The organism is Oscillibacter sp. (assembly GCF_032060045.1).
GTDB lineage: Bacteria > Bacillota > Clostridia > Oscillospirales > Oscillospiraceae > Oscillibacter.
On sequence record NZ_DAMBZJ010000005.1, the window covers coordinates 85,932 to 107,194 of the forward strand.

The window sequence follows — 21,263 nt, forward strand, 5'->3', positions numbered from 1 at the left end:
ACAGTGCCATAAAATTTTTCGATCAGGGAGTTGATGAAGTTGCTGGACCTATTGAATCCCTTGAGAGAAGTGACGATTGCATCCATCTTCTTTCGTTTTTTACTGGCCACATTCTGTGGTGCCGTCATCGGGTATGAGCGGGGGAAAAAACGCCATGCGGCCGGGCTGCGCACACATATCGTGGTATGCATCGGCGCTTCGTCTGTCATGCTGCTGAGTCAATATCTGTCCATTTTCTCCAGCGGAAATTCAGACCCCGCGCGGCTTGGTGCGCAAGTTATCAGCGGCATCGGCTTTCTCGGCGCGGGTACCATCGTAATTACCGGGCACCAGCGGGGGCAGTATGTCAAGGGACTGACCACGGCCGCTGGTCTGTGGGCCTCCGCTTGCATGGGGCTTGCCGCCGGAAGTGGATATTATGAAGCGGCGGTCATTATGTGCGTATTCTTGTTCTCTGTAATTGTGATTTTGAACCGTCTGGATGAAAAGTATCTAAAAGATTCTACGGTGATGCGATTTTACATCGAGTATGCCTCCAAAACGCCGTTCTCCACAATCCTTGCCGAGGTACGAAAAAACAAATGGCATATGGCACATTTGGAATTTGTGGGGGGAAACAACGACTCCTTTAACAGCGCAATCATCGACGTGCAGCGCACCGGGCTGGATTCAGACCGGAATGCGCTCTTGTGTGCCCTTCGGTCCACAGAGGGAATCCTGTTTGTCGAGGATGCATAATTGAAAATAAACATGGCCTTTTGCCTTGTTCGGTTCAAAAAACCGTTTCAAGCAAAAGGCCATGTTTATTAGCTTACATAAGCTGGCGCTTCAGCGCAGCTATTCTTTCACTGCGGCGAATCCCTTTTGAAGATCCGCAAGAATGTCGTCGATATGCTCTGTGCCGATGGACAGGCGGATGGTGTTGGGCTTGATGCCCTGATCCGCAAGCTCCTCGGCGGAGAGCTGGGAATGGGTGGTGGTGGCGGGGTGAATCACCAGAGATTTCACGTCGGCCACATTGGCAAGCAGAGAAGATTTCCAGATGGTCGATGAAGGCGTGAGCCGCCTCTTGCCCACTCCGAAGCTCGAAGGTGAAAATAGACGCGCCGCCGTTGGGGAAGTATTTCTCATACAGTGCATGGTCCGGATGGTCGGGCAAAGAGGGATGGTTCACGCGCTCCACCTGCGGGTGATTCGCCAGAAACTCCACCACCTTCTTCGTGTTCTCCGCGTGCCGGTCCAAGCGCAGAGAGAGGGTTTCCACGCCCTGAAGCAGCAAAAACGCGTTGAAGGGAGAGATGGCGGCTCCGGTGTCCCGCAGGAGAATGGCCCGCACATAGGTGACAAAGGCGGCGGGGCCGGCCGCATCCACAAAGCTTACCCCGTGATAGCTGGGGTTGGCGTCGGCAATGGGGGCGAATTTCCCGGCGGTCTTCCAGTCAAACCTGCCGGAGTCAACGATGATGCCGCCCAGCGTGGTGCCGTGGCCACCGATAAACTTGGTGGCGGAGTGGACCACGATATCGGCGCCATACTCGATGGGGCGGATGAGATAGGGCGTGCCGAAGGTGTTGTCAATCACCAGAGGCAGGCCGTGCTTATGGGCAATCTCCGCAATCGCGCCGATGTCGGGAATGTCGGAATTGGGATTGCCCAGCGTCTCCACAAAAACGGCCTTGGTATTCGGCTGAATAGCGTTTTCCAGCTCGGTCAGATTGTGTGCGTCCACAAAGGTGGTGGTTACACCGAATTGAGGCAGCGTGTTGGCCAAAAGGTTATAGCTGCCGCCATAGATGGTCTTTTGAGAGACGATGTGGTTCCCTGCCTGCGCCAGCGCCTGAATGGTATAGGTGATGGCCGCCGCGCCGGACGCGGTGGCAAGGGCTGCCACGCCGCCCTCCAGTGCCGCGATGCGCTTTTCCAGCACGTCCTGCGTGGAGTTGGTTAGTCTTCCGTAGATGTTGCCGGGGTCCGCCAGACCAAACCGGGCGGCGGCGTGGGCGGAGTTGTGAAATACGTAGCTGGTGGTCTGGTAAATGGGCACGGCCCGGGAATCGGTGGCGGGGTCTGCCTGCTCCTGCCCCACGTGAAGCTGCAAAGTCTCAAATTTATAGTTACTCATGTCAATTCCTCTTTCAATTCTTAAAAATAAAAAAGCCGGGGCTGTCATTCAGCTCCCGGATAAGAGGTATGGCCTGTGTGGTGCGGCTTTGTCACCAGGGGCGCGAACAGGACATGCCGATGCGCCCGGCCATATCACTTGTCCGGGAGTACAGCATTCGTCCACAGCGGAAATTGCCCCGCAGCAGTTTTTCAAACAGCGTCGTCATATCCTTCACCCTTTCTTGCACTAATTACCTACCTGATCGATTGGTATGGTGGGTATTGTATCGCCTCAATTTTAATTTGTCAATAGGTTCTAATAATAAAATTGCTCGCCGAGCTGGTTCTTGACTTCCGTGGATTCTCTGCCTATAATGGGGCCACCCTATGTAAATACGGCCCAAAATCAGTTGGCGCGGCCCTTTTTCAGATGGAATGCCGCGGACTTTTGCCGAAACCTTTTGGCGAAAAAAGGGACCGCAGGATTAATGGTGACGGAACAATTTCCGCGGGTCCTATGGAACAAGGAGGCGAGCAGGCCATGACCTTACAGCAGCTAAAATATTTTATTGAAACGGTAAACTGTGGCTCCATCAGCAAGGCGGCGGACAGTCTTTTTTTGTCTCAGCCCAGCCTGTCCAGCTCCATCAAGGAGCTGGAAACCGAAACCGGCGTGGAGCTGTTCACCCGGACCTCGAAGGGCATAACTCTGACGCAGGACGGCGTGGAGTTTTTGGGCTATGCACGGCAGGTAATCGAGCAAGCCGATTTTCTGGAGCGGCGGTATCTCAGTAAAAAGCCGCCCCGCCGGGTATTTAGTGTCTCCTCTCAGCACTATGCCTTTGCGGTAAATGCCTTTGTCAGCATGGTTCGCAAAACCAATGCCGACGAATACGAGCTGACCATGCGAGAAACCCGGACCCACGACATTGTGGAGTCCGTCAGAACCCTGCGCAGCGAAATCGGTATTCTCTATCTCAATCCGTTTAACCGCAAGGTGATTGAAAAGCTTTTGCGGGAGAGCGATTTGACCTTTCACTCCCTGTTCACCGCCAAGCCCCACATTTTTACCGGCAGCGCAAGCCCCCTTGCAAAGCGGGAGTATGTCACGCTGAAGGATTTGGACGGCTTTCCCTGTCTGACCTATGAACAGGGCGAGTATAACTCCTTCTATTTTTCAGAGGAGATTCTCAGCACCGAGTTTCACAAAAAAAGCATCAAGGTGACCGACCGGGCCACCATGTTTAACCTGATGATCGGGCTGGATGGGTATACCATTTCCTCCGGCATCATCAGCGCCGACCTCAATGGCGACAATATTGCCGCCATCCCATTGCGGGTGGAGGACTCCATCGAGGTAGGCTGGATTTCCCACCGCTCCATCCGGCTCACTGCGCAGGCGGAGTTATATCTGGAAGAGCTGGACAAGGCCATCCGACATTACGGTGTTCCCGGCGAAGTGGTATAGCCTCAGCCTATGGATGGGAATAGGATATCGGTGCTACCCTATGGGTTTCTTCCGTGCTATCATATACCCATCAAACAAGTAGGGGGAATATCCATGAGTAATAGATTTCAGACAGTGGGTAGTTTGCTTCGTCCTGAGGCGCTGCTGGCCTATAAACGCCAAATTGAAGACCGGGAGGACATCCGGTATCCGTTTTATGATGACTTCCCCGGTTATCAGCAGGTGGAAGCCGAGGCCACAAAGGCTGTTGTGGCCAAGCAGGCCGAGCACGGGCTGACGGTGCTGACAGACGGCGAGTATTCCAAATCAATGTGGCATCTGGACTTTATCTGGGGCCTTGGCGGCGCGGAGCGCCGGCTTGCCGACCACGGCTACTTTTTTCGCGACAAGGGCGAGCACGGCCATTTCGAGACACGCCGGGACATCGGCATCGCCATCACCGGTCCCCTGTCCGGAAAAAACCACCACTTTATTGAGATTTATAAGCAGTTGGCGGCTCTGGCGCCGGAGGGTGCGGCGCTGAAGCAGTGCGTGTGGGCGGCGGCCCACGCTTATACCGAGCTTGCAATTTTTGACAAGCTGGCAGGTCCCGGTCAGGTCTATGCCGACAACGAGGCTTTAAAGCAGGGCGTGATTCAGGCCTATAAGGAGTTCGTGGCGGAATACGCGGCAGCGGGCGGAAAAATCATTCAATTTGATGACTGCCTGTGGGAGCTGTTTGCCGCCGACAACGACAATTCCCCCTTCACCGGTGGCACCAATTCCCCGGAAGTGCTGGGCCTTGCGGAGGACTTTGTAAACATCAACAACGCGATCATTGACTATGCGCACTCTTTGGGCCTGACGGTGTGGACCCACAACTGCCGGGGCAACTATGCCTCCCGAAACATGGGTGGCGGGTCTTACAGCGCCATTGCAAAGCTCTTTTTGGGCCAGCAGCGGTACGACCGGTTTTTCTTGGAGTGGGACGATGATCGCGCGGGGTCTTTGGAGGCACTGGCGGCGTTTAAGGACCGGCCCGACACGGAAATTGTCTTGGGTCTGCTCTCCAGCAAAAATAATCAGCTTGACGACGAGGCCCGCGTCCTCCGTCTGTTGGACGAGGCGTCGTCCATGATTCCAAAGGAACGGCTGTACCTGTCCCACCAGTGCGGCTTTGCCTCTTGCGACGGCGGAAACGAGCTGAGCGAAGCCGAGCAATGGGCCAAGATTGATCAGGGTCAGCGGCTGGCGCAAAGTTATTGGGGCGAATAATAATTTTTCAAAGTGCCCCGCGATGAAAATGCCCCCTCTTTTTCCATTCCAGAATGGTTGTAAAGGCAAGCGGCGATTGGGTCTGCCGTGCGGGTCCAATCGGCGCTTGCTGCCCTATTGCATTGTCCACAATGGTTTTGTATAATCATGGTTAGCAATGCTAAAAATACAGGACGGCTTATCTTATAAAGGAGGAACATAATATGGCAAGAAAGATCGGGTTTATCGTCGGAAGCCTGCGGGCCGATTCCTACAACAAGAAGATTGCCAAGCAGTTTGCTGCTTTGCTGCCGGAAGACTTTGAAGCGGTGTTTATCGAAATCCGTAATTTGCCGCTTTACAATGAGGATTTGGATGTGGCGGGAAAGGTCCCCGCGGAATGGACCGCGTTCAGAGAAACCGTGAAAACAGTGGATGGCGTTTTCTTTTTCACGCCGGAATACAACCGTTCCATGCCTGCGGCGATGAAAAACGCGCTGGACGTTGGCTCCCGTCCTTATGGCGAGAGCGTGTGGCCGAAGAAGCCTGGTCTGGTGGTCAGTGGCTCTGTGGGTCCTGTGGGCGGCTTTGGGGCAAACCATCATCTGCGCCAGACGCTGGTGTGCCTGGATGTTCCTGTCTTGCAGCAGCCGGAGGCTTATATCGGCAACGTTCCAAGCCTTTTTGACGAGCAGGGAAACATCGTGGAGCGCACGGTGGAATTTTTCCAGAAGATTGTGGACGAATATATGGTGTTCTTTCACAAGATGGCGGATTGACGACATGCCCTGCGCTGCATAATCCCATGAAGTTAAAAGGACGAGCCGTCGGTCTTGCCGACGGCTCGTCCTTTTATGTGTTACAGCTTGGGTAGCGTCATAATAAACCGACTTCCCTGTTCGCCCCGACTTTCCGCACGGACGGTTCCCCCGTGGGCCAGTGCAATGGACTTTACAATCGCAAGGCCGATTCCTGCGCCGCCGGATTCCCGGTTTCGGGATTTGTCGGTGCGATAAAGCCGCTCAAATACAAGGGACAGCTCCTGTGGAGAGATGCCGATACCGTCGTCCTCCACGATGAGTGTGGCGCAGTCCTCGCCGTTTTCCACCCTGACATGGATGTGTCCGTGGGCCCCGGTGTATTTCACCGCGTTGGAAAGCAAATTTACCATCACCTGACATAGCTTGTCCCGGTCGGCCCTCAAAACAGAGGGGGCGCCCTCCACCTTTAAGGATAGGTCCTTCTTTTTAAGGTCTGCGGCAAAGCGAGCGCATACGGTGCGAACCACCTCCATCAGGTCCACCCGGGTTTTATGGAGGAGAAGATTTTCGTGCTCCATCTCCTCCAGCCGCTCCAAATCGGCCACCAGACCCGAAAGGCGGCCGATTTCCTCATAGCAGCTTTGCAGCCGTTTGGCGCTGGGCTCCCAAACGCCCTCAATCATCATTTCAAGATGGGAGGAAAGGGTGGTGAGGGGGGTGCGCAGCTCGTGGGCAACGTCGGCGGTCAGCTGCTTTCGCATCTGCTCCTGCCCCGCCAGTCGGTCGGAAAGATGGTTGATGGCGGCGGTCAGTTCGTCCAGCTCCATGGTTCCCGTGTTGCCCTCGAAGCGGGCGGAATAGTCGCCCTGAGAAATCTGTTTTGCGATATACGCGGTTCGGATAATGGGGCGGGCGATGCGCCTTGCAAGAATCGTGCTGACAAGCAAGGCGGCGCACAGCGAGGCCAGCCCCACCCCAATGAGCACCGTGTTGAGCCCGCTGAGAAAGCGAAAGTCGCTGTCGCTTAAAAAATACGGGCCGTAATAGCTGATGGAGAGGGAGCCTACTTCCTGCCCGTTTTGGATCAGGGGATAGTCGTGGGCGGCAAACGCGCCCTGCATGTCGGGCCGCCATTTCTTCATCCGCGCGGAAATATCCGTCATCACTTGATGGCACGCGGACATATCGTGGTTTTCCGCGTCCCAGACGATGGCACCCGCTTTGTCGTATACCTTGACGATATAGCCGTCGTACAGGGCATACATCCCCGCGCCGTGAAGATATTCCGTGTTCCATTGCCCCGTCGGTCCATCATACTGGCCGCTGAAATTGGAAATCATGTCGTAGGCTTTTGCATTCTGCTGTTCCAAGAGATATTTTTCAAATTCCGCCGCAATCAGGACGTTGGACAGCAGGCTGATCACCGCCACGGAGAACAGAACAATCAGTGCCATGGTCAGAGATAGCTGCCCTCTGAGTCTGCGCATGTCATTCCCCCCCGAACTTATAGCCCAGCCCGTGCACCGTGAGAATATACACAGGTGACCGGGGATCGTCCTCAATTTTTTGCCGAAGATTTTTCATGTGGCTGTCAATGGCCCGGTCATAGCCGTCAAATTCATCCCCCAAAGCAAGGGTAATCAGCTCGGAGCGGGTAAACACCTTTCCGGGGTATTTCAGCAGAGCGGACAGAATTTTCAGCTCGTTGGGGGTTAGACTCACGGGCCTTCCCTGCTTTCGGATGACATTCTGCTCGAAATCCACATAAAGATCGCCGTCATTCCATGAATTTTTCATGGTCAGTGGAATCAGGTCGTCCCCGGCGCGGCGCAGCAAGGCTTCTATCCGGGCGCACAAAACTTTCAGGCTAAAGGGTTTTGTGATATAGTCGTCCGCACCCAGCCCAAGTCCCTCCAATTGGTCATTTTCCTGCGCCTTTGCGGTAAGCATGACAATGGGCACCCGTGACTTTTTGCGGATGGTTCGGCAGACTTCCTCCCCCGGCATACCGGGCATCATGAGGTCCAGCACCACCAGCGCCACATTCAATCGCGCAAAAAGTTCCAGCGCCTGCGGGCCGTTTTCGGCGGTGTAAACCGCAAAACCCTTGCTGTTTAAGAAAGAAGCCACGGCCTCCAAAATTTTCGGCTCGTCGTCCACCACCAGAATATTCTTGCTGTCCTTTGTCATAGGGGACACCTGCCCTGTTGTGAAATTCATCTCCCGTACCCGGACGGAGTAACGGGAACCGCGCGGTAATAATCTCCGTAAAAAAACCTTCTGCCGGGGACAGTGGTTTCCATGATATACCCGCCTCTGCCCATTTGCAACCAAAACGGTGTTGGATTCCGGTTCTGTGGCCGTATTGCGGAATGACCCTACCCCGGATACGAAGCGCCGGGTTTCCACCCATCGGTCGGGTCATTCCCGACTCTCTATCCCAGTTAGTATTCCACTTTCCAGTTTTTAAAAATCTGCGCCGATTGATCCAAAAATTCGTAGGAAATTGTGATGGAATCCTCCGTCACGGTTTTGTTCTCATCCATAATCGGCCAGGGATTGCAGCCGCCTGCCTCAACCTCAACGCGGTCCATGGAAAACTGGTTGCCGCAGTTTTGGCAGACCAGCTTGTCGCCCGACTGCTCGTAATACCCCCGCCCGGAATCGTAGCAGACCTGACAGGTGTTAAACGCGGTGCGGACGGTGCCGTCCGGCGCTTTTACAGCAAGGACCTCCATGGCGGTTCCGTTGACCTCCGCCTGATAAAAGGAGACCTGGTCCGTAATACCTTCCAGATTGATGACAAGGTCCTCCCCGTTGCTCAAGGATGTTTGCGGGGGGGTATCCCCACCGGTCCCACCAGAGCAGGCGGCCAGAGCAAGGACGGATGCAAGGGCAAATACAAACCCTCCCGCCGCCTTCCATTTTGTGTGTTTGTGGGGTTTTACCTGCGTATGCATGGTGTTGTTCCTCCTTGTGATGTTGGGAAATTGCGCACCGACGTGCGTTGCTGTGAGTCCTGCGGCTTCAGCCGCAGCAAGACGGGCCGGAAAAAGCGCCAAGGGCAGAGTCCTGCGAGGAGCGATCGGACGGCGGTTCAATCTCCGCTCCCGGTTCCGCCACAGTGATGCTGCTGCGGATCATTCCCATCCAGCAGCTATACCCAAAGGTGCCCGTCTCCTCTGGCGTAAAGGTAATAACGTTTTCCCCGGTTTTAAATGCGTGTTCAACCCCGTATTCCTGAATCAAAAGCCGATTGTTGCAGCCATTAATGCTGCCCTGAGGCGCGTCGATCACCCATTTGACGGGTGTTCCGACCCAAACAGTGATTTGCGGATACCGCCCTGGTAAAAGAGTACTGCGGACCACCTGAATGCCATCCTCCAGAACGGGGCCGCCTTCCGGGGTAGCGGTCTGGCCTGTGGCTGTGGCAAAGCCCGACAGGCTCCAGCCCTGAGAGAACATAGAAAGACCCAGCACCGCTACCAGAACCGCCCCCACGGTCATCACCCGTTTGGTAAACCGTCTGCCCAAAGCAGAGCTGAGCGCCCCGAGACCAAACATCAGCGGCACCGTGCCCAGACTGAACAGCAGCATGGACAGCGCACCAGCAAAGGCGTTTCCAGTGGAAAGGGCATAGATCTGCATGGCCTGCAAGGGGCCGCAGGGCATAAGGCCGTTGAGCAGGCCCACCGCCAGCGGGCTTTTTCGCCGTGCCTTTTCGGAATCAATCCGCCTAGCGATTCGCTTTGGCATACGCGGGGTTAGACTTCGCAGTGCCGGAAAAATACCCAGCATATTAAAGCCCATCAGAACCATGAACCCGCCCGCTATCAGCTTCAAAACGCCCTGCGCGGCAGGCGAAAAGGTGACAACGGAGCCAAGGGCCCCCACCACAAAGCCTACGGCGGTGTAGGAAAGCACGCGGCCGAGGTTGTATAAAAAAGCGGGTCTGAGGGAGGGAAAGCGGCCCTCACATTGGGGCGCTTCGCTTTGGGGGATGCATTGGGAAAGGTTGATGCCGCCGCACATTGCCACACAGTGGACGGAGGTAATTAGTCCAATGACAAACAGCATTCCGTATTCCATGTTCGTTTCTGCCAGTTGACTGGGCGAAAGCAGATTCAAAAAGCCAAAGTGCTCCATAAGCATATAGAGCGCGGCAATCATCAGCAAAAACCCGGCGGAGCGCACCCTGTTTCCGCTTTGGCCCCGGCGGTTCGTTACCACCTGATAGCCAAGCTTTTGAATGATTGCGGCAAGATCCTTGCCGGAAAGGATATTCGCGTCATAGGTCACTGCCGCCGTTCCGGCAGCATAGTTTACCTCTGCTTTTTGAACGCCCACAGTGTTATGCAGCGTTTTTTCAATTTTGTTTTGACAGTTCACGCAAGTCATGCCGTCAATATGCAATTTTTCGGTTTTGATCCCCACGTTCATAGAACACCCTCTTTTCACCCTTGGGCCAAAGCATAGCCAAAAGATTTGTAGATGTTATGGAGAAGGAAAATAAAAGACAGCCAATTTTCAAAAGAAGTCTTCCATGCAGGAAGCATGCCTCCTAAACTGTTCCCAAAATATTGAACCCGCCCCCGCGCCAAGTAGCGTGGGGGCGGGTTTATCTGCGAATACAGCAAGGGAAAACGGCGGCCTTTTATTCTGAAGAGTGTTCATCGCTTTATTTTTGATGCTCTAAGGCATACCGGCAGCATTACAGCACCAGCATATTGAAGGAAATGCCGGCCTTCTCTGCCGTGTTGCTCAGATCCTCAAAAACTTTTCCGCAAAACGTATCGTCCGGGGTACGTTTGCATTTGCATATTGCGTGTCAATCTCAAACACTGTAACACCACCTTTATTGGTATTGAAAGTACAACTATTTTTGGTTATATTTTAATACAACCAAAAGCGGTGCAAATAAAGGCGGGAGGGGAATATGAAAGAAAGTCAGACAAACTTTACATACAGGCGTTTGGAACTTAAGCTGTCCGAAATTGCCGCAAAAATTGCGGATGCGACCGACCTGTCCCGTCAAAAAGCGTATTGACTTCCCATTTGCACAATGCTATTCTAATGGAAACACAAGCATGGGCGCAAGAGATTGGGGACCGGTCCAAAAAGCGGAACAAACCGAGCCCGGATACCCTTTCGCCCACAGGAAGCAGAGCTAAAAAGCTCGGAAAAAGGACCCGTTCTCCGCGAATTTTAAGTGGAGCGGACATTACGGGAAAAGTGGAAAGGAGCACATATCATGAGCGAACTGAAATTTTATATTTGCAAGCATTGCGGCAACCTGGTGGAGATGGTTCACACGGGCGGAGGCCAGCTGGTCTGCTGCGGCGACCCCATGGTGGAGTTGAAGGCCAACACCGTTGACGCCAGCCAGGAGAAGCACGTCCCCGTCGTCACTGTGGAGGGGGATACTGTGAAGGTTGCCGTTGGTGCAGTGGCACACCCCATGCTTGAGGAGCATTATATCCAGTGGGTTTACCTGAAGACTGAGCATGGTGCTCTGCGTCACGAGTTCAAGCCCGGCGATGCGCCCGAGGCCACATTCTGCCTGAACGGCGAAAAGGCTCTGGCCGCCTATGAATACTGCAATCTGCACGGCCTCTGGAAAAAGGAGCTGTAAGCGGTTACAGTCTCACGAGATACAAAAACCGATGGCCGCGCAAGCGGCCATCGGTTTTTCTGCCGGATGCGTATAAGGGAGGCGGAAAAGGCGGGAAGGTTTGCATTCTACAAGGAAGTCCGAGGGAGAAGAGCAATACCAATGCGCTTCTGACTCCGTTTATACAAGGGTTAGAGGAACGGGGCCATTGCTGCCAAACGATTTTACTTCGGGAAAAAGATTTAAGACTCTGCACCGCCTGCCGTGCATGCCAGAGGGACTGGACGATCTTTGGTTGCGTGCAGGAGGACGATGTGCAGGCAATTATTGATTCCGTCCTCTCCTGCGATTTGCTGGTGTTGGCGTCGCCCATTTATGCGTGGTACTGCACCTTCCCCATGAAGGCGGTGCTGGGCCGGCTATGTCATCAACGAAAAACACAGTAAATTTTTCAGAAGTTGCATTTGCAACTTAACACATGCGCGTATTCGTATATACTCATATCATCGACAGCGAGAAACAACTGTCAGCCAAAAGCCGGCGCTTGGCACGCCGGGTTATAAGGAGGAAATATATTATGAAGAAATGGGTCTGTTCTATCTGCGGATATGTATTTGAAGGTGAAAATCCCCCCGAGAAGTGCCCCCAGTGCAATGCCCCCGCTTCCAAGTTTGTGGAGCAGAAGGGTGAAATGGTTTGGGCTGCCGAGCATGTGATCGGCGTTGGCAAGTCCTTTGGGGACAATGTGCCTGTTGAGGTTCAGAATGAGATTGTGGAGGGTCTGCGGGCCAACTTCACCGGCGAGTGCACCGAGGTGGGCATGTATCTGGCCATGAGCCGGGCCGCCTATCGCGAGGGCTATCCCGAAATCGGCGACTATTGGCACAAGGCCGGTCTGGAAGAGGCCGATCACGCCTCCAGATTTGCGGAGCTGCTGGGCGAGGTCGTCACCGATTCTTCCAAGAAGAATCTGGAGATGCGTGTGGAGGCGGAAAACGGCGCCACCATGGGCAAGTTCGAGCTTGCAAAGCTTGCTAAGCAGTATAATCTGGACGCGATTCACGACACCGTCCACGAGATGGCTCGTGACGAGGCTAGACATGGCAAGGCTTTCGCCGGTCTGTTGAAGAGATACTTCGGCAAGTAAGCGCTCCTTTCATATTTAAAAGCAATGTAAGCAGGCCTCTGGAAAATTTCCGGGGGCCTGCTTTTTTCTATGAAAAACCGCCCCGGCTTATAGCCGGGGCGGGTGGTTTTGCATTTGGCGAAGAAATTACTCGGCGGCAGCAAGGGCCTTTGCCTCGGCAATGGCCTTTTCCTGCGCGGCGGGAGGACAGTCTTCATACCGGGTGAAGTCCAGCGTGAAGCGGGCCCGGCTCTGGGTCATGGACCGCAAATCAATGGCATAGGTCCCCATTTCGCCCATGGGGACCTCGGCCACAACTTCCGTCTCGCCGTCGCCCATGGGATTGGTACCAAGGACGCGGCCCCGGCGCTTGTTAAGATCGCCCATCACGTCGCCGGTGAAGTTGTCCGGCACGAAAACGTGCAGCTCGCCAATAGGCTCCAGTAGCACCGGATTCGCCTGCTCCAGACCCGCCTTAAACGCAAGGTTGGCGGCGGTTTTAAATGCCATTTCAGAGGAGTCCACCGGATGGTAGGAACCGTCTACCAGCGTGGCCTTCAAAAACACCACGGGGTATCCCGCCAGCGGGCCGTGGACGCAGCTTTCCCGCAGGCCCTTTTCAACGGCCGGGAAGAAGTTTCTCGGCACGGAGCCGCCGAATACGTTCTCGGAGAAAACCATCTCCTCGCTTTCGCTCTGAGGCGCAAACTCAATCCACACATCACCGAACTGGCCGTGTCCTCCGGACTGCTTCTTGTGGCGCCCCTGCACCTTTACGGTCTTGCGGATTTTCTCGCGGTATGCCACCCGGACGGGGGAAAGCACGGTTTCCACGCCGAAGCGGGACAGAAGCTTCGCACGCAGCACATCCAGTTGAATGTCGCCGGTGCCGGAGAGAACCAACTGGTGCGTCTCGGCGTTGTTAACGAGGGAGAAGGTCAAATCTTCCTCACCCAGCTTGAAAAGACCGCCTGCCACCTTGTCGTCCTGCCCCCGAGTCTTGGGGGCGATGGCCTGCGCATAGCAAGGGATGGGGAACGGAATGCCGGTCAGATTCACCACTCGTTTGGAAGTGCACAGGGTATCGCCGGTTTTCACCTTCTCCATTTTGGCCGCCGCCGCAATGTCGCCGCAGCAGACCTCCTTGACCTCCACGGCCTTTTTGCCCTTCATGGTGTACAGGTGGCCCAGCTTCATGGCTTCGCCGGTGCGGGCATTGGTCAGCGTCATATCCGCCGTGACTTTGCCGGAGATCACCTTGAAATACGAATACCGGCCATACTGGTCGGAAGTGGTCTTGAACACAAACGCATAGGGGTCGCCGGTTTCTGTCAGGTCAATTTCCACCTGATTGCCGTCGGCGTCGGTGCCCTTGCGGTTAGGGATTTCCACGGGGTTGGGGAACAGCTTTGCAACCGTGTCCAGCACGGTTTGGGTTCCCATGCCGGAATAGGCGCTGCCGCACATAACCGGGCAAAGAATCAAATCCCGCACGCCTGCGTGAAGGCCTTCCAGCAGCTCCTCCTGTGTGAAGGGATCGCCATTGAAGAACTTTTCCATCTTTTCCTCGCTGGTTTCGGCCACAGACTCGCAAAGCTGCTGATAGAACTTTTCCACAACCTCCGCCTTGTCGGCGGGAATGGGAATTTCCTCCCGTCGTCCGTCGGGCTTTAAGGCGTATGCCTTTTTGTAAACCACGTCGATCAGCGCGTCAATTTTCTTGTTCTCGTCCCACATGGGCATCATAGTCGGGCACACGGCCCGACCAAACTTTTCGCGGAGGGATTCCCAAGCGCCGTTAAAGTCTCCGCCTTCCTCATCGGTTTTAGAAATATAAATCGCCCGGGGCATATTCCGCTCCTGAAGATATTTCCACGCCTTCTCGGTGCCCACGGAAACGCCGCCCTTGGCGGAACAGACGATGATGCCGGCGTCCGCCACGCGGAGAGCCTCCAGCACCTCGCCGGAAAAATCAAAATAACCCGGAGTGTCGATCACATTGATCTTCACGTCCTTGAATTCGATGGGAGCGATGCTTAAAGAGATCGTGATTTTCCGCTTAATCTCTTCGGGATCATAGTCGCAGGTCGTATTTCCATCGGTCACCTTACCGAGACGGTCCGTGCCGCCGGTGAGATACAGCATGGACTCTACCAGAGAGGTCTTGCCGTTTCCGCCGTGGCCTAGTAGGCAGATATTGCGAATGTCCTTTGCAGTCATATGTTTTGTACTCCCTTCGATTTGTTGCTTGGGCAGAAAACCCGAAAAATCGCTCCATACGCCATAAAATGCGTAACATGGCCGTAAAAGCATTATACAATAATTTGACGGTTAGCACAACGCCGGATTTGTCGGCACCCGGATTTTTGGTGGCCTGCACAAGAAAGAAAGTAAAGAATTTACATTTCCGTCCCGTTTAAAGTAAAAGCCGCGGCCCCAATTTGGGGCCGCGGCAAGCGCTTTTTTCAAGATGCAAAGGACAGATGGAATCTTGCGCCGGCGTCGCCGGAAAACACAACCATTCCGCCCTTGGGCAGCTTCACGGAGCGGTCACCCCACAGGAGAGAGGAGGCAATGGCTGTGCCCTCGGCGTCGTAGACATAGAAGCCTGCGTTTTCGGGAAGGGTGACGGTCATGGTTTTACCTGCGTCCTTCTCCCCTACCGTGTACCAGCGGGCATAGCCGTCGGGTTGAATCGTGGAGTAAGACGCGCTGGTTCCGGTGAAGAGGTTTTTTATCCCGCGGTCCATTAAGTAGGGTGCACTGCCAATCCACAGGACCTTTCCCTCCACCGTCATGTTATTGGCGTCCCGACCGATGGGCAGGTCGTACACCAGCTCCGTCGGGCTGGCAATGCGATACCCCCCCACGTAGCCCGGAACGCTTTTGGTGCCCCCCTGTGCGGCGGCAGATTGAGCGGAATCCGACAGGGCCAGATAGAGCTGCGAGGTATACTTTTCCGCCAAAGGCACCGCACTTTCGGAAAGCAGCGCGTCCCACGCGGCCTGGGCTTCGGCGGAGACTGAATTTTCAGGCATCTTTACCATAAGATAGTCGCTGGTGGGCAGAACTCCCAGCCCGGGAAGAGGCGTGTAGTCCTGCTGGTAGAAATAGGTGTAGCCATTGCTCTCGCGCGCCAGCTTCACCGCCACCGTGTTGCTCTCGTCCCGGAAGGAGCCGTCGCTGTAATAGGTCAGGGTTTGATCTGGAACGCCTGCAAGGGTCACCTGATGGAGCAGCAGCTTCCCGTCGGAGGAGACGGTGATCTGCACCTGCTGTTTGGTGGTTCCGTAGTATCCGGACTCCTTCACCAGCGGCTGGGGCATGGCAGAGACAGTCGCGGCGGGAAGCGTGGGGACCGTCTCGTCCACTTCCACGCCCTTTTCCTTCAATGCGCTGATCAAAAGCTGGGCAGCAGCCAGCTCGTTGTAAACCGATACGCCCCCTGCGGAAACCACCGCTGCTGCCAGATTATACTCCGGCAACACAAGCAGCGCCGCGTGATAACGCAGGGTGTCTCCTCCCTTCACAAGGCACTGAATGCCATTTTGGGCAAAGGGAGCAAACTCCACCGCGTCCCAGCCGAGGCCAAAGCTTACAAGGCCCAAAGGCTCGTCGGGCCAGATGCCCCGGTCGTATTCCGGGGCGGCCATGGCGGCGGTGGATTTGGAGGAAAGCAGGGTCGTTCCCGTAAGAGCGCCGCCGAAAGAGGCCAAGTCGGTTGCCGTGGCGTACAGCCCCCCCGCGCCCACAACGCCAAGGGATTCGGCGGGCAGCTCACGGGAATCGCCGGCAGAGGCATAGGTAGGAGCCAAGAGACTCTTGGAAAACGAATCCTGCGGGGCGAAGGTGTTATTCAGCCTCAGTGGAGACAAAATTTCGGCGCGCACATAGTCCATAAAGTCCTTGCCGGAAACTGCTTCCACAATCAGCTCTGCAAGGGTAAACCCGTCGTTGCAATAGGCAGAGAAAGCGCCGGGGTCGGCCCTCAGCTTTTGGGTAGAAAGGCGCTGCAAAAGCTCGTCCGTTGCCTGCTGGTCGTCGTCGTCAAACAAAAATGCATTGACGGAGGAGGTTCCCGCAAGACCGGAGGAGTGGTTCAACAGCATCCGCACCGTGATCTTGGTGTACCGGGAATCCGCCATTTTAAAGTCCTTCAAATAATTGGTCACGGGAGAATCCAAATTGATTTTCCCGGCTTCCACCAGTTTCATCACCGCCACAGTGGTGTAAATTTTGCTGATGGAACCGATGCCGTAGAGGTCCCGTCTAGTGGAAGCAAAGGTGGGCAGAGATTCAGTGGCTGGTGTTTTGTCTCCACCTAAAACGGCGGTGTAGGAAAGCTTACCCTCGTCCCACAGCGCATAGGAAATACTGTCCGCAAGTCCATACTTCTGGGCGGTTTCGACCGCTGCTGAATCCGCCGCCTGCCGCTCTGTGGAGAGCGAAGAAGATGCCGCCGCGGTAGGCAACATCAGGCTTGTGGTCAGGGCAAACGCCAAAAAGGTACCCCCCAACTGTTTTTTAAACGTACAATTCATAATCCGTTCCTTTCCGCCCCGTTTGGGCGATCGTATTGTATGTATTACCGTTCGCGCTTCAAGCGCGGAAAATCAGGCAAGTCTTTGCTGCTTCCGAAGCCGCAGGGAAAACACTGCCAGACAAATTCCTGCCACGCCGCTGAAAAAGCAAAACAGCAGCATGGCGTTCACACCACCCAAATCAATTATCCGTCCGGCAATCAAGTTGCCCACCACGCCGCTCAAGCCGTTGGTCGCCACCATTTTCAGTGATTGGCCCTGTACCCGGTCCTCCGGCAACACATTTTCGTTGGCGAAATAGACGTTGCCGGGGTTAAACAGTCCGTATCCCAGCATCTGTACAGGTTGCAAAAGCAGAAGCAGCCGCAGATCTCCGCACAGGAAAAAGAGCAGTGGCTTTGCTGCCATGAATATCACGGAGGCAAGCATTACCTTTTCAATCCCCATGCGTTTCCACAGCCACTGGAACAAAATCGCACCAGGTAACTCAAACGCGGCCATGAGAAACAGCGCAAGCCCCAGATCGCTGCTACTGCCCCCCCGATCTTCCACCAAATTTACAAGAAAGTTCACGATGGGCATGATGGCCATCAGCGCGAAGAAGCCCGCGCCCAGCATGGCGGTAAACGCCGGGTTGTGCTTTAAGATGTACAGCGGGGAGTGAGGCGTTGTGCTGGTTCTCTCCGGTCCGGCGGATCGGGGAAAGGCGGGATAGGCCGTCAAAGCCAAAAGAATCAACAGTACCAGCACTCCGTGGGTGGTCAGGGCAGACTCCACGCCGAAACGCTGGGCCTGTTGCCCCACCAGAATGGACACTCCGGCATAGGAAACGGCCCCCAATCCCCTGCCCAAACTGTACCGCACGTTCACGCCCGCATTTAAAAACTGCATGGACATGGAGTCGATCAGGGGAAAGGAATTTGTCTCCAAAGCGCCCAGCGCCAGAAAAATCAGTGCGGTGCCAAAAAAACCGGGGCGGGTAAAATAAAACACGCCGTGTACCGCCAGCGCCAACAGCATACACCCGCCGAACAGGTGCTTTAGGGGCACGCTGGGATGCCGGTCGGCCCAGGCGCCTAAAAGTGGTTGAGAAAAAATACCCGCAAGGCAGCCCAGCGCAATGAAGACCCCGGCCTGTCCACTGGAAAAGCCACGGCCCAGAACAATGGCGGTTTGATAGCCCGTAAAAGCCGCCATCATCCCCCAGAACCAGATCTGAAGCATAAAATACGTCGCGTTGATCCGCATCGTTGAGGGAAGATGCGTTGTGCTCATTGGACTTCCTCCGTCAGATATCCCAGTAGCGGCTCAAATTCCACGCCCTCCCGCATGGGCAGCTCCGCGCCAGCGGTCCGCTCCGCACAGGCGCGGACAAACTTGGCCGCCAGCATGGCGGCGGCGGTCAGTGGTTTCCCCTGCATCAGTGCCCCCGTAAGAACGGAGGCAAATACATCTCCGGTGCCGTGAAATTCGTGGGCCACAAAGTCGGTCTGCACCGACTCAGCCCGCCCGGTTTTCGCGTCAAAGCACATGGCGCCCGTCATTCCTGGCGACATGGACACACCGGTGAGCACCACGGAGCGTTTTCCGTCCAGACTCAGGCGCTCCACTGTTTCCCGGGGAGAGGGAAGTTCCCCAAGAGGCAACTTCAGCAGAAGCGCCGCCTCGGTGAGATTGGGGGTAATCACATCGGCAAGGCGGGCCAGCCGCGCCATTCCGTCGCACATTTCGGGAGAGTAGGTCTTGTAGACCAATCCGTGATCCCCCATCACAGGGTCTACTACCGTCAGGGTATCAGGCTGGCGAAAGTCATAAAAAAACTCCTCCACCACGCCGATTTGGCGGGCGCTGCCCAAGAAGCCGCTGTAAATTGCGTCAAACCGCAGATCGAGAGACTTCCAGTGGGCGGCGGCGCGGGTCATTTCGTCAGTCATGTCCAGAAAGGTGAAGCCCTGAAAGCCGCCGGTATGAGTGGAGAGAAAGGCGGTAGGCAGCGGGCAGCACTGAGCCCCCATGGCGGATAAAATAGGCAGTGCCACGGTGAGAGAGCACCGTCCAAAGCCGGACAGGTCGTGAATGGTGGCGATACGGGGCGTAGACATGGCGAACCTCTTTTCTATTTTCAAATGGGTGAGCGCGGAAGTTTCTCTTATTTTAGTATACGGCAAATTTGCCTATTGTTCAAGAGGCGGAATTGTGGTAGAATATCCACTTGAAGGCGGGCTGTTTTTAAGCGGCGTTTTCGCCCGCTGCTTCTACCCGCAGTCTGAGGTGGCATATAAAGAACGGCTCACCGCTGATATACGTGGGCATGACGGAATTGGTACACATGCGAGATTTAGGTGTCGTCACCTCTGCGAAGGATGGTCCCCTAAGTTCGGAAATGTGGGCACTGCTCCCCCTCTCGGGTTTCCTCCCCGTGTAAAAATAGAGGGAAAACGGAATATGCGCCTGTGATGGAATTGGTAGACATGCAAGATTTAGGTTCTTGTGTCGCAAGACGTGTGGGTTCGAGTCCCTTCAGGCGCACCAAATTAAAGTCATGTATGAAAGTTTAAACTCATACATGACTTTTCGCTTTTTATGATATTATAGTCATACCACTTAAAAACCAAGACAGTCTTGACGCCCTATTTTGCGCCCAACAGCGTTATCGTCCTTGTCGGACACAAAATATTTTCGCCAATCCTGTGCTTGTTTTCAAGTAGTGTATGACTATATGTAAAAAAGTTTATTTATATAAATTAAGGCAATGATATGGAGGAAAATGCATGGGTTCTACAAAAGTAAATAGAAGAATTTTATTAATTGAAATAATTATTTGTTTTTTTCTTATGTTGGTATTTGATTTCGTTTTCAGTGGAATTGCTGCCATTTTGAAAACTGACGGACTTTGGGTTGGAATCATGGCCTATCTTGCATCTGCTACAGTTCTTATGATCTATGTAGTTAAAGTAGAAAAAAAGGCCACCGCATATGTTGGGTTAAAAAAACCTTTATTTATTGACATACCAAAAGGTTTAATACTTGGTTTGTGTATGTTCATCGTGCAGCAAATACCACTTCTATTGATGAAAATGGATTACACGGTCTTAGCTGTGAAGCCTGATTGGGGCAACATCATCATTATGTCGCTGTACTGTTTTTTGTGCGTGGGTTTTGTAGAAGAATTAATATTCAGAGGATTTATATTACAAAAAACACAGGAGCTATGCAAATCGAAAGCTGTCGTTATTCTGGTCAACTGCCTCGTATTCTACGCATTTCATTGGCCGCCGGTACGATTTGTATTTGGAGAATTTTTTAACACTACTGTAAACACGCTTGTTCTATGCCTATATTTATACAAATCTAAAAATAAGAGTATTGTTCCGCTTATAATAGCACATGGATTTTATGATATTTTATCGGCTTATTTGCTTCCGGCTTTTCTCTTTTACATAGGCAAGTGAGCATACTCACTAGTGAGGGCAATTTGAATCTCAGTAACAATAATGATATATTAATACAACGTGGTTCGCATAAAAAGTCATGCATGAGGATTTGTACTCATACATGACTTTTTAATTTTCCATGATAGAATAAGGTGAATACACATTATTTATAGTTGCTTGATTTGAATTATATAGACAAGACGAATAAAAATATACTTTAAAAACATGAGGGGACAATTTGATTATTAAAAACGACAAGCAGTATGGAAAAACACATTATTTCCGACGGTTTGTTATTAGCTACCACAGTGATTTCTGATAGTTATGGACAAGTACCAGTGAAAGAAGTTGCCCGACAATCCGGTTATAGCGAGCGACAGCCAAACCGCTTGTTTCTTACGCAAATCGGAATGAGTATTAAAAACTATGCACGTTTAACTCGGTTTAACTACGTGTTAAAACACATTCAAACATCGCCTTGCTTTTTTGCGGCATTGTCGCAACATGCTGGATATTTTGACCAAGCTCACTTTGATAAAGACTTCAAAGCAATTAGTGGTGTTACCCCTCAAAAGTATCTGAAAACCATGTCGGATTTTTACTATGACGGAATGGAGATATACGATACAATTTCCTCAAAGGAGGAATGAAAAATGAAATATAAAGGTTGTCTTTTAGCGGTTACAATGTAAATATTGGCTGTACTGTTGAAAACTAAAAGTTAGCAGACGAAAGGCTTCCGCTCTTTTTATTCTACCCGATAAAGCGGCGTTTTATTGCCTGCGCTCCACTTTTAGAAGCGATAGATTTAACACCGTATCTTGATGGCATAGACCATGTTACCGTTGGCGGCGAAACGGGGCGAGAAGCCTGAATGTGCGATTATGACTGGGTACTTAGTGGGGGTGCTATCTTATTGTGTTTGCCGGAAATGTCACAAAATAAAAATAACTAAATTTGACATATATGGTAAAATAAAATATGTA

Annotated in this window: 17 protein-coding genes, 1 tRNA gene and 2 pseudogenes; 11 read left to right on the forward strand and 9 right to left on the reverse strand. The window is 53.4% G+C overall.

Annotated features, from left to right (window positions below):
• Nucleotides 1-33: 33 nt before the first annotated feature.
• Nucleotides 34-738, forward strand: a complete 705-nt coding sequence (locus RT018_RS03575) for an MgtC/SapB family protein (RefSeq protein WP_312939346.1) — start codon at nt 34-36, stop codon at nt 736-738.
• Nucleotides 739-837: 99 nt separating this feature from the next.
• Here the strand turns inward: RT018_RS03575 and RT018_RS03580 are convergent.
• Nucleotides 838-2,122: pseudogene (locus RT018_RS03580) on the reverse strand (O-acetylhomoserine aminocarboxypropyltransferase/cysteine synthase family protein).
• A gap of 522 nt (nt 2,123-2,644) precedes the next feature.
• On the opposite strand from RT018_RS03580, the gene RT018_RS03585 reads away from it, so the two are divergent.
• The 3 genes from RT018_RS03585 to RT018_RS03595 all read left to right on the forward strand — a co-directional run bounded on the left by RT018_RS03585 (nt 2,645) and on the right by RT018_RS03595 (nt 5,583).
• Nucleotides 2,645-3,571 (forward strand): LysR family transcriptional regulator, encoded by a 927-nt coding sequence (locus tag RT018_RS03585; RefSeq protein ID WP_312939349.1) that lies wholly within the window; start codon nt 2,645-2,647, stop codon nt 3,569-3,571.
• Nucleotides 3,572-3,664: 93 nt separating this feature from the next.
• The gene (locus RT018_RS03590) at nt 3,665-4,825 is read left to right on the forward strand and encodes a cobalamin-independent methionine synthase II family protein (protein WP_312939351.1); all 1,161 of its coding nucleotides are present in this window, start codon (nt 3,665-3,667) and stop codon (nt 4,823-4,825) included.
• Nucleotides 4,826-5,028: 203 nt separating this feature from the next.
• Entirely contained in the window at nt 5,029-5,583 is a 555-nt protein-coding gene (locus RT018_RS03595) for an NAD(P)H-dependent oxidoreductase (protein ID WP_312939354.1), read from the forward strand.
• A gap of 80 nt (nt 5,584-5,663) precedes the next feature.
• Here RT018_RS03595 and RT018_RS03600 read toward each other — a convergent pair whose 3' ends face one another.
• The 4 genes from RT018_RS03600 to RT018_RS03615 form a co-directional block, all read right to left on the reverse strand.
• The gene (locus RT018_RS03600; RefSeq protein WP_312939357.1) at nt 5,664-7,052 is read right to left on the reverse strand and encodes an ATP-binding protein; all 1,389 of its coding nucleotides are present in this window, start codon (nt 7,050-7,052) and stop codon (nt 5,664-5,666) included.
• Between the two features lies 1 nt (nt 7,053).
• Nucleotides 7,054-7,755, reverse strand: coding sequence for a response regulator transcription factor (locus RT018_RS03605; protein ID WP_312939359.1), 702 nt, complete (start codon nt 7,753-7,755; stop codon nt 7,054-7,056).
• 254 nt (nt 7,756-8,009) lie between these two features.
• Nucleotides 8,010-8,525 (reverse strand): DUF2318 domain-containing protein, encoded by a 516-nt coding sequence (locus tag RT018_RS03610; protein WP_312939360.1) that lies wholly within the window; start codon nt 8,523-8,525, stop codon nt 8,010-8,012.
• Between the two features lie 67 nt (nt 8,526-8,592).
• The gene (locus RT018_RS03615) at nt 8,593-10,005 is read right to left on the reverse strand and encodes a sulfite exporter TauE/SafE family protein (protein ID WP_312939363.1); all 1,413 of its coding nucleotides are present in this window, start codon (nt 10,003-10,005) and stop codon (nt 8,593-8,595) included.
• Between the two features lie 811 nt (nt 10,006-10,816).
• On the opposite strand from RT018_RS03615, the gene RT018_RS03620 reads away from it, so the two are divergent.
• The 3 genes from RT018_RS03620 to RT018_RS03630 all read left to right on the forward strand — a co-directional run bounded on the left by RT018_RS03620 (nt 10,817) and on the right by RT018_RS03630 (nt 12,323).
• Nucleotides 10,817-11,197 carry a desulfoferrodoxin gene (locus tag RT018_RS03620; protein WP_312939365.1) on the forward strand — a complete coding sequence of 127 codons (381 nt, stop codon included), beginning with the start codon at nt 10,817-10,819 and terminating at the stop codon, nt 11,195-11,197.
• 104 nt (nt 11,198-11,301) lie between these two features.
• On the forward strand, nt 11,302-11,622 hold the full coding sequence (locus RT018_RS03625; protein ID WP_312939411.1) for a flavodoxin family protein: 321 nt from the start codon (nt 11,302-11,304) through the stop codon (nt 11,620-11,622).
• A 131-nt stretch (nt 11,623-11,753) separates the two neighbouring features.
• Nucleotides 11,754-12,323, forward strand: coding sequence for an NADH peroxidase (locus RT018_RS03630; RefSeq protein WP_312939367.1), 570 nt, complete (start codon nt 11,754-11,756; stop codon nt 12,321-12,323).
• A 126-nt stretch (nt 12,324-12,449) separates the two neighbouring features.
• Here the strand turns inward: RT018_RS03630 and RT018_RS03635 are convergent, their stop codons facing one another.
• The 4 genes from RT018_RS03635 to RT018_RS03650 form a co-directional block, all read right to left on the reverse strand.
• Nucleotides 12,450-14,522, reverse strand: a complete 2,073-nt coding sequence (locus RT018_RS03635; RefSeq protein ID WP_312939368.1) for an elongation factor G — start codon at nt 14,520-14,522, stop codon at nt 12,450-12,452.
• 245 nt (nt 14,523-14,767) lie between these two features.
• Entirely contained in the window at nt 14,768-16,843 is a 2,076-nt protein-coding gene (locus RT018_RS03640) for a serine hydrolase domain-containing protein (protein WP_312939369.1), read from the reverse strand.
• A 72-nt stretch (nt 16,844-16,915) separates the two neighbouring features.
• A complete protein-coding gene (locus tag RT018_RS03645; protein ID WP_312939371.1) occupies nt 16,916-18,118 on the reverse strand; it encodes an MFS transporter in 1,203 nt (400 codons plus the stop codon).
• Complete coding sequence (locus RT018_RS03650) at nt 18,115-18,945, reverse strand: pyridoxamine kinase (protein ID WP_312939373.1); 831 nt, start codon at nt 18,943-18,945, stop codon at nt 18,115-18,117. Before RT018_RS03650 ends, RT018_RS03645 begins: the two co-directional genes overlap by 4 nt.
• A gap of 345 nt (nt 18,946-19,290) precedes the next feature.
• On the opposite strand from RT018_RS03650, the gene RT018_RS03655 reads away from it, so the two are divergent.
• The 4 genes and pseudogenes from RT018_RS03655 to RT018_RS03670 all read left to right on the forward strand — a co-directional run.
• Nucleotides 19,291-19,375: transfer RNA gene (locus tag RT018_RS03655), tRNA-Leu, on the forward strand.
• A gap of 239 nt (nt 19,376-19,614) precedes the next feature.
• On the forward strand, nt 19,615-20,295 hold the full coding sequence (locus RT018_RS03660) for a CPBP family intramembrane glutamic endopeptidase (protein ID WP_312939375.1): 681 nt from the start codon (nt 19,615-19,617) through the stop codon (nt 20,293-20,295).
• A 245-nt stretch (nt 20,296-20,540) separates the two neighbouring features.
• Nucleotides 20,541-20,927, forward strand: a complete 387-nt coding sequence (locus RT018_RS03665) for a helix-turn-helix domain-containing protein (RefSeq protein ID WP_312939377.1) — start codon at nt 20,541-20,543, stop codon at nt 20,925-20,927.
• 29 nt (nt 20,928-20,956) lie between these two features.
• Nucleotides 20,957-21,148: pseudogene (locus RT018_RS03670) on the forward strand (DUF5131 family protein); the annotation flags it as partial.
• Nucleotides 21,149-21,263: the final 115 nt, after the last annotated feature.